This window comes from Acidianus sp. HS-5, assembly GCF_021655615.1.
Classification (GTDB): domain Archaea; phylum Thermoproteota; class Thermoprotei_A; order Sulfolobales; family Sulfolobaceae; genus Acidianus.
The window spans coordinates 1,511,894-1,529,857 of the sequence record NZ_AP025245.1 but is presented as its reverse complement, the minus strand read 5'-3'; the positions used below and the strand labels follow the sequence as shown (position 1 = coordinate 1,529,857).

Genomic DNA, 17,964 nt, shown 5'->3' with positions numbered 1-17,964 from the left:
TCAACGTTTGGAAGTATACAGTTTTAAACTTGATGTATCCTAAAAGGGATTGAAAGAGAAGGAAGCTGAGGATGACGTTACGAAACTCTTTAGATGTATCCTAAAAGGGATTGAAAGGTACTGTATTATCATCTTTAGGGTACAGAAACGCTGATGATGTATCCTAAAAGGGATTGAAAGTTGTATCATATACATTGGAAGGCACGAAACTGATCTGTGATGTATCCTAAAAGGGATTGAAAGATTTGCCATCTGATTTCTATTCCTTTGATAAACAAGATGTATCCTAGAAAGGATTGAAAGCTATTATCGGAATGAACCCTAAAAGTATCAATACCCTGTGATGTATCCTAGAAGGGATTGAAAGTTGATAATTTCACCCCGCCTTCGACTATATCTTCTATAAGATGTATCCTAGAAGGGATTGAAATATAAGAAGAACATTTACAGATCCGTAAAAAGCGTAATATTTTAAGACAAATTGAAATAAATACGGTTCCCCAAAATTTGATAATGTTTTCCTCAAATATGCGTCCTTAATTGAATTGAAAGAAATACTTAGATTAATAATTCCCAAGGAGACGTTCTACCACACTACCTCGCCCTCGTCTTCCTTAAACTCGTCACCAATGGTAATCCTCTGGCTGAACATTGCTTGAGTTACGGGTAGCACCAATATTGAAAACCTACCTTCCTTATTGTACCTTTGCAGGACTCTTAGCCCGGCTACTACGTCCTTAAGCCTTGCTGAGTTTAAGTCTCCTATGAAGACACTGTACTGTACCCTTGTTAGCCCCTTCTTTTTTAGCAGATCTGCAACTTTGTTCCTCATCCCGTTATCGGTTATATCGTAAAATACTACGTAGAGCATTTCACTTCGCCATAAATGGTCTGTACTCCTCTCCTTGTAACAAGGAATTTGCGAGCCTCCTGGCTTGTGTATAAATAACGTCACTGTCGAAGAGGAAGGTCGAGTAAACCTTCTTTAGGTCTTTAAGTGCTTCTGGGTTCTCTCTCGCTAGTCCTATTAAAGGCCTATCAACGAAAGGTGACCTGAACTCCTCCATTAGGTCGAATACTAGTGAAATCCTCCCTGCTCTGTATTTGTGGAGGAACCCGACGTAGGGATTTAGCCCTGCTGAAATGACTGCTCCCCATACTTCTTTCCTTAACATACCGTAGCCTATGTTTAGTGCCTTATTTAACAAGTCGAGGTTTTCCTCATTTTGCGTCATCTTTCTCCTACCTTTAAAACCGAGCGTGGAAGGGATAACTCTCTTTACTGCCCTCCAGTATATTTTTGCTCCCTGAGCTTCCTTCTGCATTACTTCATCTGCAGTTAAAACTTCTTTGCTTAGCTGTGTTAGTTCGTCTCCTTTCAAGTCTAAACTGTACTTCTTCTCGTAATAGTGCACCGTTACCCACTGGTTGTGCATCTTCCCGTAGATGAACTGCCTAGCGTACTTTACAGGGTTTTTCCTAGCCTCCCTTGCTTGTTTTAACCAGAGCTTCATTGAGCCTACGTAGTTTGCGTGGACAACTTTCGAAATTGGCTCTCCTTTGTAGAAGAATACTAGCTCTATCCCGAAGTCGTTAGCTAGCCTTATCACTTCTGTTGAGAGAGAAGAAGTCACTAGGAAGATTATTGAAGACACTTCCGCAGGGGAGAGGCTCCACTTCACTTGTCCTTTAACTGAGCACTCTATCCTTCCCTTGTTTACCCTCAGCACAGCTCCCCAGTCTTTTACAAATGCTGTCCTTTTTTCCATACATAAAATTGGTATTACCTATTTTAATAAAGAATTCGGAAACGCAATTGAACGGTCATATAAGGGGGTATTCGCTGTAAAGCTGAGAGATTGGTAATCATAAGTATTCGCTTCCGATATCGCTTTGAACTATCGAATGGCTGCATGAGAGCATCTCCAATCCAGGAGTTCCGTAAGAGGACTGTAACGTAGATGAGAGCAAAAAGCTGATTTACATCTTTAACAAATATATTATACATGTTCTTTACGCTTTCAGATATACAACTGCTTTCAAAGAAGATGAAGAGCATGCCGAGAGCTATATCTGAAGAACTGAGGGGATGGAACTGGCACGAACCTCCACTTTACCCTTCATCGAATACGCTGTTAAGCGTCTCAGACTTAACTAACGGCCTATGTGACTCAGGGAGGTATGTTTACTTAAGGCATAAAGTCCAGGCTAAGTCTGAAGCAAAGGTAGGGAGCACAGTTCATGAAGCTTACGCCTCTGCGGTTGAGAATATAAAAAGGTTGATTTATGAAAACGGAGACATTGACGGCTCCAGGCTTAGGACACTTATGACAGACGAGTTTTATAACTTGAAAGTCGACTTACCGGAGTTGGGGAAGGCGATCTGGGATTACGCTACCTCAGTATATTCAGCAGAGCTCGACAAGGTTAGGAGTAAGCCTTTCTTAAGGAGGGAGTCGCTCGTTTCTTTGGTTGTCCCGTTTCACGTTGAGTATCCAGTTGACGGCAGTTTAATTGGACTGCAGAGCAGCCTTAGGATGGACGCTTTCATCCCTCTACTGCCTTTAATTGCGGAAATGAAGACGGGGAGCTATAAGAGGGACCACGAACTTGCGCTTGCCGGTTATGCCTTAGCCTTTGAGAGCCAGTTCGAGGTACCAGTGGACTTAGGATACTTATGTTACGTTAATGTTATCCAAGGTAAGGTAGTTGATAACTGCAGGCTCATCGTTATTGGTGACTCCCTTAGGCAGGAGTTTATAGAACTTAGGGACAGGGGGTTAAGGGCTATAGACGACAACGTTGACCCCGGTTTGGCTAAGAAGTGCAGTAATGAGTGCCCTTTCTTGAGTTATTGTAGGGGCTTTTGACTCAGCGGTTATAGTACTTCATCTTCATAAGTCACATTTTGCTACATAATAAAGTAAGTTTTACAATTTTAGGCTTTAATGCTTTATTGTGAATTTCTTGGTCGTTAAGTCTTGTTTTTCTAAATCAAATGGTAATTTAAAAGAGATTCTGAGGTAGAATTTGATAAGGAAGAACAGTGTGCTAGTGGTCCTGAAGAGCAGTACGGTTAAACAGCAGAAAAATCGCAAGTTCAGAAAGTGCTGTTTACCGATTAGCTACGGGAATTTCTCTTCATAAATATTTTCATTTTATGATGTGATAAAACAAATTCTATCAATTTTCAATGAAGACCTTATTTTGGAAAAGTTCTTAGACCACAATTAGTGTATATCCTTAGTCTAAAGCCATAAATTTCCTGGAAACGCTAACGTTTTAGGCTTTCACCGAGTTATTTAATTTCTCTCCTATTGCTATCGTTTTTAAGGTTATGTAAATTTGCAAGGATTTTTTGATAAAAACTATCTCCTAGGCGTAACTAAGTATACTGCATTATGAGAACACCCCCCGTGCTAGACGTTAAACCCATTTTCATTGGCTAAATTCACGCCTAATGGGATCTCGTGACTGGAACTGAGAAAGTATCTCTATAGCAATACTTATAATATACCAAACGACGTTGTTTATTATGGAATCGGTTTCGGAAGTTGTAGGGAAAGAGTTCAGGAGTTTAGTTAAGGTATTTAGGTTCTACATTGTCCTTAGGCGTTTTAACTACATAGATCCATTAATATACGCTCTGGACACTAACTATGTAAGGGACGTAATAGCACAGGCTTTAAGGGACTACACTTCTTACCTTTCTTCTGCAACAGTTAGGAGCGTTAAGTTGTATTATAAAGGTGAGGTAAAGACGGAGCAAATTCCTTGCTTAGTAGTAGCTAATAGCAGTGAAGTTCCTTCTACTTTCCTAAATGCTTATCCTGACGTAGTCCACGAAGTAGATAAAAGCAAAGACCTCTGCATATCTCCTGTTACCTGGACTAAGGAAGGCAAGCCTATACTGGTAACTCCTAAGAAGGTTGAGGACTTCCTCAAGAATGTAGAGAAAGACATAAGTTTTGCTAGGAGCTTGATATCAATAGCTGTAGGTGAGTAAAATGACGTGGATATCTTTCTCGGTTAGGTACCTAGTTAACGTTGAAGACCTAAACAACGTAGAGTCTGCAGGCAACTACGTAAGGCATAGGAGGGCACCAATAGTAGTTAAGGAAGACGAGAAGACGTACACCGTAACTTACGTCCCCGCAGTGAGCGGTGAAATGATAGCCCACGGATACCAGGCTAATCTGGCGGACTTAGCAACGCAGAGGGGACTGCCAGTAGAAGACTTGGCAAAGCAGGGAGTACTGCTAAAGAGAGGTGCCGGAGATGAAGTACATAACAGTAACTGTAAGGACAAGAAAGGTTCGGATTACGAACTATGCGTAATAAATGAGGACGTAGTAGAGGACGTAGCCGGGTTCATGAACCCGGATAAATTGATCAAGAGGACTTCTAACATAGCCTTCAGTTACATGATCCCAGCACTTGACGCGGTAAAAGCTTCAGCAATTGCCTCTCAGTTTCAAGTCAGGTATGCAACTAAGGAGTTAATCGATACACACAAGAACGAAAACATACAGTCGCTTTATAACGTGGAGACTGCCAGCGCTTCCTACGTACTTTCAGGGTACTTAAACTTGGACGGGATCGGTATTACGCAGAACTACCCCATTAAGGAAGCTGAAAAGAGGGAAGAGAGGAGGAAAGTCGCGTTGGACTCCCTTACACTGACTTTGACCCAGTTCCTCTTCGGCGCAAAACGCAGTAGATATAACCCGCTCACTGAAATAGAAGCCATTGCACTGTGCATATCGGAAAAGCCTTTCAATATACCACCTATTAACGGAGACGTTAAAGAATACCTTAAGTTAGTGAGGAGTACTGCAGAGTCTTTCGGCAAAGTCCTTAGTATTAAAGCTCCTGCAATAGCTTTCTACGCTAAGGGAGTTGAAGGTAGTGTAAGTAACCCGGTAGAGGTATTTGAAGAAGCGGGACAATGAAAGGCATTTTAATCTCAGGGTTACACCACTGGGGTTTTTCTGTAAGGGTACCAAAGGCCTCTGCAGGAGGTAGCTCTTATCCTTACGTACCGATATCAACTATACTTGGGGCCTTAAGCAGGGGTTACTGCAGTAGCTATGCCGTAAAGGACGGGACTTCTTGTACTGAGGAGTTCATTAGCAACTACAAGCCTTATATTTTCTGGGTAGCTTACGGTACTGATGAGCCAAGATTACTGCACTATGCAGACATTTTAAGGGAGCAGAGAGTCTCCTATAGGCAGGATAAGTACAGGCGGAGAATAAGGAAAGAAAAGGATAAAGAGATTGATAATATGAGGGAGTGGTTCGGTGTCTCAGCCTTCGGGAGGACTTACGCTGAGGACGTTAAGTTTTCCATAGCCGTTTTAGTCAAAGATAAGGCAGAAGAGGTCTCAAAGTACGCTTGGCAGATAGTTTCTTTAGGTAGTAAGGAGTCCATTGTAACAGTGACTGACGTAAAGATTGTAGACGCAGTTAACGTTGAGACTGAAGAGATTTCCACTAGTTTCTTCATACCCAGAGTATGCGTTGGGGAGACTGAGGGAATGGAGTCGTATAAGCTTTCTGTGTCAAACGCGTACAACCTTTCTAAGGAGCCTGTAGGAGGAATTGAGGACGAGTTCTGGATACCTTCTCACGGCCCTCTAATAGGGGGTAACGTTAAGCTTAAAGGTAAAGTAAGCGAAGAGTGTACTGTCTTTAAGCTTGAAGATAAATACTTAATAACGTTAAAGGAGGGGTTATGGAAATGGCTGAAATGAGATTACCACCGAGAGGGTACTTGGCTAGAGATTTGGCAGTCAGTGCATTATTGGAGATGGGGGTCAGTTTCGAAATAAAGGATGACGTCGCTGAAGTTGAAGGTGTAGGGAACTTGGAGGACATGTTAAAGAAGTTCAGGGAAAGCAAGTCAGTTACCTTGGTTAAGAGATTCAGTAGGAACTATAAGAAGCAGACTTCCTATATCCTTGAAGAAGATGTAAAGAAAGTTGTGGAGGAATTCTTTAATGACGATAAAGAGGACTACTCATACACGCTCCTTTTACCGGAATTGATGGAGGCTGAGAGGTGGTACGGTGGGTGGAACGCTAGGGGAAATAATAAGAAGAGCATTGAGATCTCTAAGCAGTCCGCACTCTTGGCTTCAATAGCTTTAGGCTTATTTACTGTATTCCGCTATAAGACTGAAAAATCAGAAGTTATAGGTATTGCCCCGGTAGACACTATAATGCAGTATCAACTATGCAGGAACTTGATAGCTGAAGAGAGGATTAGCGCTAGGAACATTGATAAGCTATCCCACATGGGCAGGATCTTCCTATTTGCAATGCATTACAGCGATAACGTTTGTCAAAAGTTAGTAGTCCTAAGCCTCAGTAAGTACAGAGGAGAAATAATTGAAGACAACACTTTTGCTTCAATAGAGCCCATAATTGAGGTATGGAAGAACATTAACAACAAGGACAAGAAAGACAAGGAAAGGTACCTTAGGTTACTCAACGACCAGAAGTTAGTTAATGAACACAGTTCAACAGACGTGTTTAATAAGATATCTAACTACGTATTTGAAGCCGTTAGCGGTAGTATTTCTCCAGAGCAGGTAGCTTACTTTATAGCTAGGGATACATATTTAAAGGATGAAGCTTTCGGTTTCATTACGCCTAGGATGGTGGGGAGACTTAAAGAGGCATTAAGCCTTGTCGTTAAGCAGGGAGTTTACTCAGCTTAGGGAAGGTATTAGGAAAGTCATAGAATTGATGGACTGTAAAGAGGGCGATGACTTCGCCGAGTGCAGGGACTTAAACTTCATCTTAAACTTCCCAACGGGATACGGTAAAACTACTTTGTCAATAGAACTGGCAAAGTGGTTATCTACCCATACTACGTCAAACTTCAGCAGGCTAATACACGTCGTACCTACTAGGTCTTTGGTAGAGGACATAGCTAAGAGGTCTGCAGGCTTAAAGTACGCAGTACAATACTCATTTGCACCTTCAGAACTGAAGTCCCCCAATTTTTTAGCAAAATTTGTTATAACTACTTATGACTCTTTCCTCCTTAACCTCTACAAGGCCAGTGTAGGAGAGCCTTTTTCGGTCCACGGACACTATGACCTTCCCAGATTTTCCATATATACTTCACTGGTGCACTTCGACGAATTCCACTTAATGAATGAAGGTAACAGTTGGACTTCTTTAATAGGAGCTATCAGCCACCTATCGAAAGTCGGAGTAAACTTCATCCTATCCTCAGCTACGCCTAACAAGAGCTTGGAAGAAGAGATAATAAACAACTCAAAAAACGTAGTAAAGGTTTCTGTAGTAAGGAATTACGGCGACTCAATAAAAAACAGGGAATGCAAGGAAATAGGAAGAGGAGAATACGAATGCAGTACTGGTAAAGAGCTGTATAAAGTAGTTGAAGTGAGAGAAGAAGTCAAAGTCCCTGATATAGATGTAAAGTTTATTGACGGAGACGATTTTTCAAAGTTTATTGACGGCAGGACAATAATAGTAGTAAACACTGTGGATAAAGCTATTTCAATTTACGAAAAACTGAGAGACCTAGACCCTTGCTTAATTCATTCAAGGTTTAAGATATCAGATAGGATGAAGATTAACCTGGACGAGTGCAAATTGATAATTTCTACACAAGTGATTGAGGTAGGAGTAGACATGTCCTCTGACGTAATGATAACCGAGCAAGCGCCTTTACCGTCAATAGTACAGCGCGTCGGCAGGCTTTTGAGGAGGAAAGAAAAGGAGAAAGGTATATTATACATATGGAGGAGCGGGGATTACGCTCCTTACGATAAGAGCGAAGTTGATAACACGCTTAACGCTTTGAAGGATAACGACGTTTGCTTAAAAGACCCTTACGGGTGTTACGGCAAGAAGGGATACGCTGAAGTTATGGATAGTATAATGACAAAACCTAAAATAAACTACGGCCTCCTTAAAGAGCTTGATAAGATAAGCACTAATCCTTTCCTAACTAAAAGGGATCTGGACGAACTGCTAGACAAGTACTGTACGCTAACGAACTCCTTCATAATAAACTTAGCAGTCGATAAACCGGGCTCTCAGGAAGACTTAATACCATTTTCCGGAGAGATGATAGATAAAGCTCCTTTAGAGAGAGAAGGTAATAAGGTGTTAGCTTTCTTTGAGAAGTACAGTAGTGACGGCTCTACAGATAATGTAAAAGTAGTTGAGGACTATATAGAGTTTAAGGACTGGAAGGACTTGTGCAGGAAGTACAGGAGGGTGACCCACGATAAGAAAATACTCCTCGGTTTAAAGGTTAAGAGAGAGTATTACGATAGCAAAAAGGGGTTAAGGTTAAAATGACTTGTTGGGCATTTTACGGACAGGAGACTTTTAAGGACCACGCTCTCGGGACTTTGAACTGCTTCAGGAGGAACTTCGCTTATATTATCCCGATACTTTCTCACAGGACCGGTGTAGAGATAAGTACTGTGAAGAAGAGCGTTGAAATAGCAGTTGCCTTTCACGACATAGGTAAAGCTTCAAAGGCCTATACCAGCTCTTATTACGGTCACGAGTTTTACAGCGGATACATTGTAAACTCTATAATACGAGGGTGTTGCGATAGCGAACTTAGGGACATAGCAGCTCTTTCCTCAATGAGCCACCATCAAGCAATGGTTGAGAGGGGCCTCGAGCTTATAAAGTCAGGAGAATACAAAAAATTGCATAAGTTTGAGTTTAATGAGGAATGCTTACAAGATATAAACGCGGTTGCAAAGGAGATAGGCGTCCCCGTTAACTTGGATAGAAAAGTCATAACCCCGGAAGACGTAGCATCGTGGTTTATGAAGATAAACAACAAAAAGTTCTACCTTTATCCAATAATCCTAGGGCCGTTAATGGTGTGCGACACTTACACTGCTAACGTACACAGAGGTGGAGGGAACAAGAATCTATTAATATTAGAATATGAAAAATTTATTTCATGATATATGTAGCAACTTTCAAGCTTAAGGCAGACCACGACGTAGTTTTACCCCCCTTCACATCTAAGGTATCAAAATCGATCTTAGCTTACTACTCCCCTACTTACACAAAACTGTCCGAAGACGCTAAGCCCTTCAAACCGATAAGGGTGACGGTGCTGAAGGACTCTAAAGGGGTAGTGCTAGCAGTTAACGGCAGGAAAGCTATGATGAAGGGAGGGGGAGACTACTACTTCTCCTTTACCTTTACTGACAATAACATACTCAAGGACTTAATGGGCAAGGTAAACGCTGAGGTAGAGATGTGGGGTGCAAAAATAGAGGCAGACATTATAGACCTAAAGGTCATAGACGAGGTAAAGTATGAGGACTCTACCTTTTACAAAGTGAATTTTTTGACGCCTACGTTAATACAACCTCCTAAGAAGGTTAAGGAGAACAGGTTCCTCCTTTATCCTTACTCCTATTTCTTCCTTGCGTCTATTGTGAGGCACTGGAACGCTAACATGGATAAGAAAGTCAACATCACTTTCCTTAAGTCATTCGTTTACCTTAAGGAGGTGGACCACGGGATAAGGCCTGTGTCTGCAAATTACGACGGTAAACCGGTAAGGGGTTTTTGGGGTTGGATAATTTATGAGGTTAGAGAAAAGAAGGTTAAGGAGTTGTTGAGTTACGCTAATTTATTTGGAGTAGGTAAGAGTAGGGCGATAGGCTTCGGTGAAGTAAAAGTGATCCCGGTGAGTTTTGAAAAGTCTTAATTTAGCTTTGAGTTCATGAGTGCTTTGTGGGATACTTCAATTTCTTTAGGTGTTAAGCTCATTGACTTTTCTTAAATTCAAAATCATACGTTATGTTAAAAGTGAGTTTTACGTTAATTTTGATAAAAATTGAAGTATTCCACTTTGTATAATTATCTTCTTCGGATTAAACTTTCAATCCCTTTTAGGATGCTACGCTAACAGTGAATGAGGTAAATGTTTTTGAAGGGTATACCTTCAATCCCTTTTGGGATACTACCGCTGACCATATAATTAATTATTATCGTCAGTTTGCACTCTTTCAATCCCTTTTGGGATGCCACCTAAATTATCAGCTTCAATATGTACAGTTTCAAAACTTTCAATCCCTTTTGGGATGCTACCATAGTAGGAGTGGCGATTCAGACCACGAATCCAGACTTTCAATCCCTTTTAGGATGCTACTTAAGCTGAGAAAAACTACCCCACGTAAAAATTTACGTCTTTCAATCCCTTTGTGGATTCTACTTCTACCTAATGGATCATGCTGACCCCGATATACAGCACTTTCAATCCCTTTGTGGATTCTACAAAATTGCGGGGATAATAAATATTGCTAATATTACAAACTTTCAATCCCTTTGTGGATTCTACCTAGTCAAATGTCGTTAGGCGAATTATTCTTCATAAGCTTTCAATCCCTTTGTGGATTCTACGAGCTTAGTATCTGTGTCCATAAGAAGAAATTAGAGAACTTTCAATCCCTTTGTGGATTCTACATCTCTCATTTTAGAGTAAAAGGATTATCTCTTAATTTCTTTCAATCCCTTTGTGGATTCTACCCAGCTAATATACAACAACTAATTTTGGCAAACAACTTTCAATCCCTTTGTGGATTCTACAAATTCATGCTAAAGATTTACGTATGGGACGATAGATTCTTTCAATCCCTTTGTGGATTCTACAAGTCACGTAACAGTATTACCCTCTTTACTTTAGTCTCTCTTTCAATCCCTTTGTGGATTCTACCATATAACGGTCTGGTATTTAATGAGACGTCACGCTCTTTCAATCCCTTTGTGGATTCTACAGATTTTTGCCGGAGAGATTTGTTTAGCAGTCAAAAGGCTTTCAATCCCTTTGTGGATTCTACAAAAGTATACATATTTAAACATGAAATTCAAGAATATAACTTTCAATCCCTTTGTGGATTCTACATGAATCGCAGAATTTACTATAGCAATGAAATAATTAGTCTTTCAATCCCTTTGTGGATTCTACCGCATTAACCACGTTATTATAAGCCGTTTCGCAGAGCGCTTTCAATCCCTTTGTGGATTCTACAATCCATAACGTTAATGATAAGGAAAGGGGAAAGGCTATCTTTCAATCCCTTTGTGGATTCTACGCACTTACGTCTATCACTCTACCAACTCTTGCAAAATAGCTTTCAATCCCTTTGTGGATTCTACATGTTCATACAATTACATGGTGACTTACTTGATAAACTTTCAATCCCTTTGTGGATTCTACAAGCTCATCACTTTTCTACTTCTTCTAATAATTTTTCACTTTCAATCCCTTTGTGGATTCTACTGATTGGTTTTTATACCTGTTCTCCCTTACTCTCGTTTTCCTAACTTATAAGTTTTTGATTTTTAGGAGTGGTATCATGCGACCGTTTTTCCTAGTAATTTAGTTGAGGTTTTTTGGTCGCATGATACTTTTCGCTAATTGAATGAATGTTTTACTTTATAAACGTTAAACCCATCTTGCGACCTTCGCATTGGTCGCATCTAGTATCGAATTTTATCGTTTTTAATCTACTAATGAAGTTAGGAAAATTCTAGTTTCAAACTAGTGAATCCCGGTATTATCCTCGTATTGCCTCCTTAAAATCTCTTCACGAAATGATAGATGATAACAAATTCTTTTCATTCTCACGAGACAGTTATTCTTATAAATAAACTTTTAAACAACGATAATCTCGTAAAACTAGTCACGTCGTAAATGTAAAAATCTTTTAGAAGTACTCATATATATCTTTCTTTCTAATAATTTTGTATAATGCCGATTACAGGAGTTACTGTAAAGCATTATGCTTACTGTCCGCATATAGTCAGGCTGGAGGCACTGGGTTTTTCTGAGAGAGTTACAGAGGCAATGTACGAGGGGCAGGTTGTAGAAAAGGAGAAGGAAGTAGGTTTCCTCCTCACTAAGTATAAGGAGGTAATAAGGAAGCCGATTTATAGGTGGAGGAATCTGGTCGGCTCCCCTGACTTCGTCCTCCATGCTTACAACTATTATACTCCGCTAGACGTAAAGGCTGGATACTCCACGACTTTAGATCATAAGTACCAAGTGTTGTTTTACGCATTCATTATGGAAAAGCTAGGGATGAACGTTAAGGAGGCCCTCTTATATTACGTAAGGAAAAAGAAATTGGTTAAACTGCAGTATAACGATGATGAGAGGAAATTCGTAGAGAAACTAATAAAGTGGATAAGGGAAGCGATGGAGGAGGAAGTAAAGGTAGCGCAGAGGAAGGAAAAGTGTGAGAACTGCAACTTCTTCCCTTACTGCAGGCCTAAGAAGGTTGGGAGGCTGTATTATACTCTCTGATGACGAGATCCTACGGCGATTTTCACTACTCATATAAACATTATTATTTTGGAAATGCCCTTGACTACGATTTAGTGTTATATCCTTTGTCCAGGTCTGTATGAAAGTATTAGTGAATAGCAGTTGTTCTATTTTTACGTAGCTTAAATATTTTCAATTCGCCTAGTCTTAACATATACTTATTTCAACTGCGGAGCTCCTCAATTCTAAAGGGCTAAGCACATTCACTACTTTCAATTAGCCAAACCTAGAAACTTTTCCAGCAATTCCGGTTACAAGAAAGCGATTAGGAGAATTTGAAACAGCTGAGACTTTGCCGGCAGTCTGGGAATCATGTATTACAGAACGTCCCTGACCGAATGATGGCCCTTCGGTAGTGCGTGATCTAAGAACTCTGTATTACTAAGGACAGCCGCTTAGCGGATATACATAGCAATAAGGCTTTAGAAGAAAACTATAGTTCTAGCGGTCTTTGACATAAGCTCACAATATATTGTCCTGCAATCCCTCCTATTATATACCCCAGCAAGCTTTTCCTTAAGTTGGTTAAACTTCTTCATCATTTCCCCGTACTCCTGTTGTTCTATAATTGTAGTAACCAAATGCGCTCCAACTTCCCTAGCGGAGAGGACTGCAGCTGCACTTATCGCCTTCCTACCTCCAGTAAAGTCCATAAAGTCACCAGTCCTCAGTAACCCTCTTACAGTCTCCCTCACAGTTACGAAGTCCTTAGGGTTGTTTATGTCATCAAAGGGAAACAAAACTTCCCTCACCTTCTCGTAATTAACGCAACAAATAAGTACAGCCTTCAAAGCGTAGTATGCTTCGTCTGTCCCCTTAGTCCTCACTACGACAAGCTCGTCAAAACTTAACTCCTTTGATTCAAAAGGGGCAACATAATTTCCCATGGAGAGGTTATACAGAGTCTCAGCAACACCTCCAGGGGAAGTACCGAGCGTTGCCACAAGTTTAACCATGTAAAGTTTTATCTTCTCACCAAGTTATATTTTGTGGTTAAAAATTGTTTATAGTCATGACGAGAGAGGCTTTACGAGATTCTCGTTGTTTAAAAGGCTTTTTATAAGGATAACTGTCTCGTGAGAATGAAAAGAATTTGTTATCATCTATCATTTCGTAAAAGAATTTCAACAAGATGATACGAGAATGGTACTAAAAATTCCTAAACTGGGTAATGTAATATACGAATTTCTTGTTGAGATTAAAAACGATAAAATTCGAGACTAGATGCGACCAATGCGAAGGTCGCAAGAGGGGTTTAACGTTTATAAAGTAAAACATTCATTCAATTAGTGAGAAGTATCATGCGACCAAAAAACCTCAACTAAATTACTAGGAAAAACGGTCGCATTATGCCACTCCTAAAAATCAAAAACTTATAAATTAAGAAAACGAGAGTAAGGGAGAAGAGATATAAAAACCAATCAGTAGCATCCAAGAAGGGATTGAAAGTGTATAAAAGGGTTTCGTTATGCAGTTGAATAAATTCTCTTGTAGCATCCAAGAAGGGATTGAAAGATGTTTTCATTTTCTTTCTCCATTTTCCCATTCCCACTCGTAGCATCCAAGAAGGGATTGAAAGTTCTGAATAACTATTTTTTTGCATTAAATATCTTAAGTAGCATCCAAGAAGGGATTGAAAGCTAATACAGTACTTCTTCCCCATAATCCAATGACAAGTGTAGCATCCAAGAAGGGATTGAAAGACGTTCTTCAGTTCGTCCTCGTCAACCATTAATATCTTGTAGCATCCAAGAAGGGATTGAAAGTTAAGCCTCTTCGCTAGGTACAGTGCTCTTAGCAAACGTAGCATCCAAGAAGGGATTGAAAGATTTAGCACCGATACAGAGGAGTTCAAAGTATGTGTATGGTAGCATCCAAGAAGGGATTGAAAGATGTCTATGTATTTTGCTCCTTTCGTTATTCTCCACACGTAGCATCCAAGAAGGGATTGAAAGCCGCCTACAGTTGAAGGTTTGCAATTAGATGTTTCAACTAGTAGCATCCAAGAAGGGATTGAAAGACCGTAAACATCAACTTGTTATTGCAGTCGTAAACCTTTGTAGCATCCAAGAAGGGATTGAAAGTCTGCAACACTACGTCGTTACTATTACGCTTTAGCCAGTAGCATCCAAGAAGGGATTGAAAGGGGAGTGGAGGAAGTGGAAGCGGATCATCAGGAGGAACGTAGCATCCAAGAAGGGATTGAAAGAAACCTATAGACCACACTAATACGAGTGACGTTATTGGTAGCATCCAAGAAGGGATTGAAAGTATTTCCCATCTCTTTACATATTCTTCACACTCATAAAAGTAGCATCCAAGAAGGGATTGAAAGCAATTGAGTAAGTTACGGTCGGAGGAGGCGTTGTTTTTGTAGCATCCAAGAAGGGATTGAAAGTTGTATGCCAAAAGTGTTTGAAAATATTGTGAATCTCGTAGCATCCAAGAAGGGATTGAAAGATTAAAACTCATTACCATCTAACTACCAAAATTGTAAATTGTAGCATCCAAGAAGGGATTGAAAGCATATGATAATCAGAGATAGCCCGGAAGATCGAAAATTGTAGCATCCAAGAAGGGATTGAAAGGCAATAGCTTGTTCTAGAGTCTGTCTGTGGAAGTGTAGCATCCAAGAAGGGATTGAAAGACAAATTTCACGACTGCAGTAATTGGTGATTTTTTAAGTAGCATCCAAGAAGGGATTGAAAGTTTTGTTGAAAAAAAAGAAAATATCTTTATTCGAATGTAGCATCCAAGAAGGGATTGAAAGTTTATTGGTTCTTCAAAAGCTCTCAGAACAAGTTTGAGTAGCATCCAAGAAGGGATTGAAAGTTAAAATTCTAAGCTAAGTATTCATGCAGAAGCAAACGTAGCATCCAAGAAGGGATTGAAAGACGGATATCATTCCAGAAGGTTTCCTAATGGTAAACTTTGGTAGCATCCAAGAAGGGATTGAAAGTTAACAATTTTTACCATTTGTTTATTCAGCCTCGCCACGTAGCATCCAAGAAGGGATTGAAAGCTTCATGGTCTGGAGATTTCAAAGTTATTAAAGTATTCGTAGCATCCAAGAAGGGATTGAAAGTATTTTATTCTAGCACAATAAGTTAATATAAAATCTTCGTAGCATCCAAGAAGGGATTGAAAGCATATGTGTTCATTCCTCATCATCCCCTGATGAATGTAGCATCCAAGAAGGGATTGAAAGCTTCTGGGAATATCATTTTTTGCCTGCCTCGTTCTTGTAGCATCCAAGAAGGGATTGAAAGTTACGTTTGTCGGTTATACTTATCACTTAGACGAACTTGAGTAGCATCCAAGAAGGGATTGAAAGCCAATTTGCTGAGCATACTGTATATCTGCAGGTTTTAAGGTAGCATCCAAGAAGGGATTGAAAGTACTTTTTTCAGTGATAACTTGGACAAAGAAAAAGCTGTAGCATCCAAGAAGGGATTAAAAGTAATTATGGGCCTCATCCTCAGGAGTCGGCCCCATCCCGGTAGCATCCAAGAAGGGATTAAAAGAGGATAGTGAGTTTTTAATAGAAAAAACAAGACATCTTCGTAGCATCCAAGAAGGGATTGAAAGCTATAATATTTGGAATCAGTTGATATACAGTTTTTGTTAAGTAGCATCCAAGAAGGGATTGAAAGTTCTGGTTTTGTAGATATTGTTTTATTTTCTGGAGTAGCATCCAAGAAGGGATTGAAAGTGAAATTTGTAAATACTTGACCTAAATTTTGTACCGTAGGTAGCATCCAAGAAGGGATTGAAAGATCACTGGCAAACATTGGAATACAAACTTTATCATTAGGTAGCATCCAAGAAGGGATTGAAAGAAGTTCATACTTAGCGATTTGAAGATATACGTATAAAAGTAGCATCCAAGAAGGGATTGAAAGCGTCAGCCATTTGTTCGACGACCGTAGGAGCAGAATAGTAGCATCCAAGAAGGGATTGAAAGTTTTATCGCCGTAAGTCCTTATCACAACCTTAACCTTGTAGCATCCAAGAAGGGATTGAAAGGTATGTGGAACTAGAAGAACATGACGGAAGCGAAGAGGGTAGCATCCAAGAAGGGATTGAAAGCTTAAATCATGGGTACCCAATCCACTCAGCCTCCCTATGTAGCATCCAAGAAGGGATTGAAAGCATTCTATGACTCGCTGGGTTTTGCAGAAGTTCAACTGTGTAGCATCCAAGAAGGGATTGAAAGCCAGAAAGTGCTTCAAAATAATCCACAGTCTCATACTTGTAGCATCCAAGAAGGGATTGAAAGTGATAAGAGCAGAAGCACCACTTCAGGGTTTAATGTATAGTAGCATCCAAGAAGGGATTGAAAGCTTAACTGTTGTAAATAAGTAGTATTATCTATCTCTTTTGTAGCATCCAAGAAGGGATTGAAAGCTTTTTCTGTTTTTTGCAACTCATCAAGAGTGCAACATGTAGCATCCAAGAAGGGATTGAAAGATTATCAACTGTTGTATATTCTCTGGCAATTGGCTCAGGTAGCATCCAAGAAGGGATTGAAAGATTATTGTCACAATAATTTTTCTAACAAGCCATTCTTCCGTAGCATCCAAGAAGGGATTGAAAGGTTTTCTGACCTGCAACAACTATACCTATCGACCAAATGTAGCATCCAAGAAGGGATTGAAAGTTGTTTAATTTTAACAATGCTTTTAGATATTCTTCCATGTAGCATCCAAGAAGGGATTGAAAGTTATTGATCTCAAAGAAAGTTATTTCAGACCTTTCTAAGTAGCATCCAAGAAGGGATTGAAAGAAGAGGAGGAATTCCAGATAGGTTCAGGTATATTTAAGTAGCATCCAAGAAGGGATTGAAAGAAGTTCATACTTAGCGATTTGAAGATATACGTATAAAAGTAGCATCCAAGAAGGGATTGAAAGCGTCAGCCATTTGTTCGACGACCGTAGGAGCAGAATAGTAGCATCCAAGAAGGGATTGAAAGTTTTATCGCCGTAAGTCCTTATCACAACCTTAACCTTGTAGCATCCAAGAAGGGATTGAAAGGTATGTGGAACTAGAAGAACATGACGGAAGCGAAGAGGGTAGCATCCAAGAAGGGATTGAAAGCTTAAATCATGGGTACCCAATCCACTCAGCCTCCCTATGTAGCATCCAAGAAGGGATTGAAAGCATTCTATGACTCGCTGGGTTTTGCAGAAGTTCAACTGTGTAGCATCCAAGAAGGGATTGAAAGCCAGAAAGTGCTTCAAAATAATCCACAGTCTCATACTTGTAGCATCCAAGAAGGGATTGAAAGTGATAAGAGCAGAAGCACCACTTCAGGGTTTAATGTATAGTAGCATCCAAGAAGGGATTGAAAGCGTCACAGTTTTCAAAAAATACAATAGCGAAATATATTATGTAGCATCCTAGAAGGGATTGAAAGGCTACATTTGAAATTGAACTATAATTCATTGTCAAAATGTAGCATCCTAAAAGGGATTGAAAGGCTATATCCTTGTAAGTGTCCCTGTTCCTGTTCTTGTAGTAGCATCCTAGAAGGGATTGAAAGCTGCTTAATCTACCTGCAGGTTTTACACAATTTTTTCGATGTATCTCAAAAGGGATTGAAAGGCGATA

The 17,964-nt window shown here is 39.9% G+C and carries 12 protein-coding genes and 3 CRISPR repeat arrays (1 of these 15 running past the window's edge); of the genes, 9 read left to right on the top strand and 3 right to left on the bottom strand.

From position 1 onward, the window contains the following. Positions 1–431: a CRISPR direct-repeat array (repeat unit 25 nt; unit sequence GATGTATCCTAAAAGGGATTGAAAG) (it extends 412 nt beyond the left edge of the window). Between the two features lie 155 nt (positions 432–586). Both cas2 and cas1 read right to left on the bottom strand, forming a co-directional pair. Further along, complete coding sequence (gene cas2 / locus HS5_RS08190; protein WP_236750838.1) at positions 587–871, bottom strand: CRISPR-associated endonuclease Cas2; 285 nt, start codon at positions 869–871, stop codon at positions 587–589. A gap of 1 nt (position 872) precedes the next feature. After that, on the bottom strand, positions 873–1,769 hold the full coding sequence (gene cas1, locus HS5_RS08185; protein ID WP_236750837.1) for a CRISPR-associated endonuclease Cas1: 897 nt from the start codon (positions 1,767–1,769) through the stop codon (positions 873–875). Positions 1,770–2,006: 237 nt separating this feature from the next. On the opposite strand from cas1, the gene cas4a reads away from it, so the two are divergent. The 9 genes from cas4a (at position 2,007) to cas4 (ending at position 12,332) form a co-directional block, all read left to right on the top strand. Then, positions 2,007–2,870, top strand: coding sequence for a type I-A CRISPR-associated protein Cas4/Csa1 (cas4a, locus tag HS5_RS08180; protein WP_256445534.1), 864 nt, complete (start codon positions 2,007–2,009; stop codon positions 2,868–2,870). Between the two features lie 665 nt (positions 2,871–3,535). After that, positions 3,536–4,006 (top strand): hypothetical protein, encoded by a 471-nt coding sequence (locus HS5_RS08175; protein WP_236750833.1) that lies wholly within the window; start codon positions 3,536–3,538, stop codon positions 4,004–4,006. Position 4,007: 1 nt separating this feature from the next. After that, complete coding sequence (gene cas7a, locus HS5_RS08170) at positions 4,008–4,952, top strand: type I-A CRISPR-associated protein Cas7/Csa2 (RefSeq protein WP_236750831.1); 945 nt, start codon at positions 4,008–4,010, stop codon at positions 4,950–4,952. Beyond that, a complete protein-coding gene (gene cas5a / locus HS5_RS08165; protein WP_236750829.1) occupies positions 4,949–5,755 on the top strand; it encodes a type I-A CRISPR-associated protein Cas5a in 807 nt (268 codons plus the stop codon). The genes cas7a and cas5a overlap by 4 nt, the downstream gene beginning before the upstream one ends. Next, entirely contained in the window at positions 5,743–6,723 is a 981-nt protein-coding gene (locus tag HS5_RS08160) for a hypothetical protein (RefSeq protein WP_236750827.1), read from the top strand. The genes cas5a and HS5_RS08160 overlap by 13 nt, the downstream gene beginning before the upstream one ends. Further along, positions 6,692–8,344, top strand: a complete 1,653-nt coding sequence (gene cas3 / locus HS5_RS08155) for a CRISPR-associated helicase Cas3' (RefSeq protein WP_236750825.1) — start codon at positions 6,692–6,694, stop codon at positions 8,342–8,344. Before HS5_RS08160 ends, cas3 begins: the two co-directional genes overlap by 32 nt. After that, positions 8,341–8,973, top strand: a complete 633-nt coding sequence (locus HS5_RS08150; RefSeq protein WP_236750824.1) for a CRISPR-associated endonuclease Cas3'' — start codon at positions 8,341–8,343, stop codon at positions 8,971–8,973. Before cas3 ends, HS5_RS08150 begins: the two co-directional genes overlap by 4 nt. Then, positions 8,970–9,731, top strand: a complete 762-nt coding sequence (gene cas6, locus HS5_RS08145) for a CRISPR-associated endoribonuclease Cas6 (RefSeq protein ID WP_236750823.1) — start codon at positions 8,970–8,972, stop codon at positions 9,729–9,731. The genes HS5_RS08150 and cas6 overlap by 4 nt, the downstream gene beginning before the upstream one ends. 171 nt (positions 9,732–9,902) lie before the next feature. Beyond that, positions 9,903–11,306: a CRISPR direct-repeat array (repeat unit 25 nt; unit sequence CTTTCAATCCCTTTGTGGATTCTAC). 471 nt (positions 11,307–11,777) lie between these two features. Then, the gene (cas4, locus tag HS5_RS08140) at positions 11,778–12,332 is read left to right on the top strand and encodes a CRISPR-associated protein Cas4 (RefSeq protein ID WP_236750822.1); all 555 of its coding nucleotides are present in this window, start codon (positions 11,778–11,780) and stop codon (positions 12,330–12,332) included. Between the two features lie 443 nt (positions 12,333–12,775). Here the strand turns inward: cas4 and crn1 are convergent, their stop codons facing one another. Next, entirely contained in the window at positions 12,776–13,297 is a 522-nt protein-coding gene (gene crn1, locus HS5_RS08135; protein ID WP_236750821.1) for a CRISPR-associated ring nuclease Crn1, read from the bottom strand. A 480-nt stretch (positions 13,298–13,777) separates the two neighbouring features. After that, positions 13,778–17,958: a CRISPR direct-repeat array (repeat unit 25 nt; unit sequence GTAGCATCCAAGAAGGGATTGAAAG). Positions 17,959–17,964: the final 6 nt, after the last annotated feature.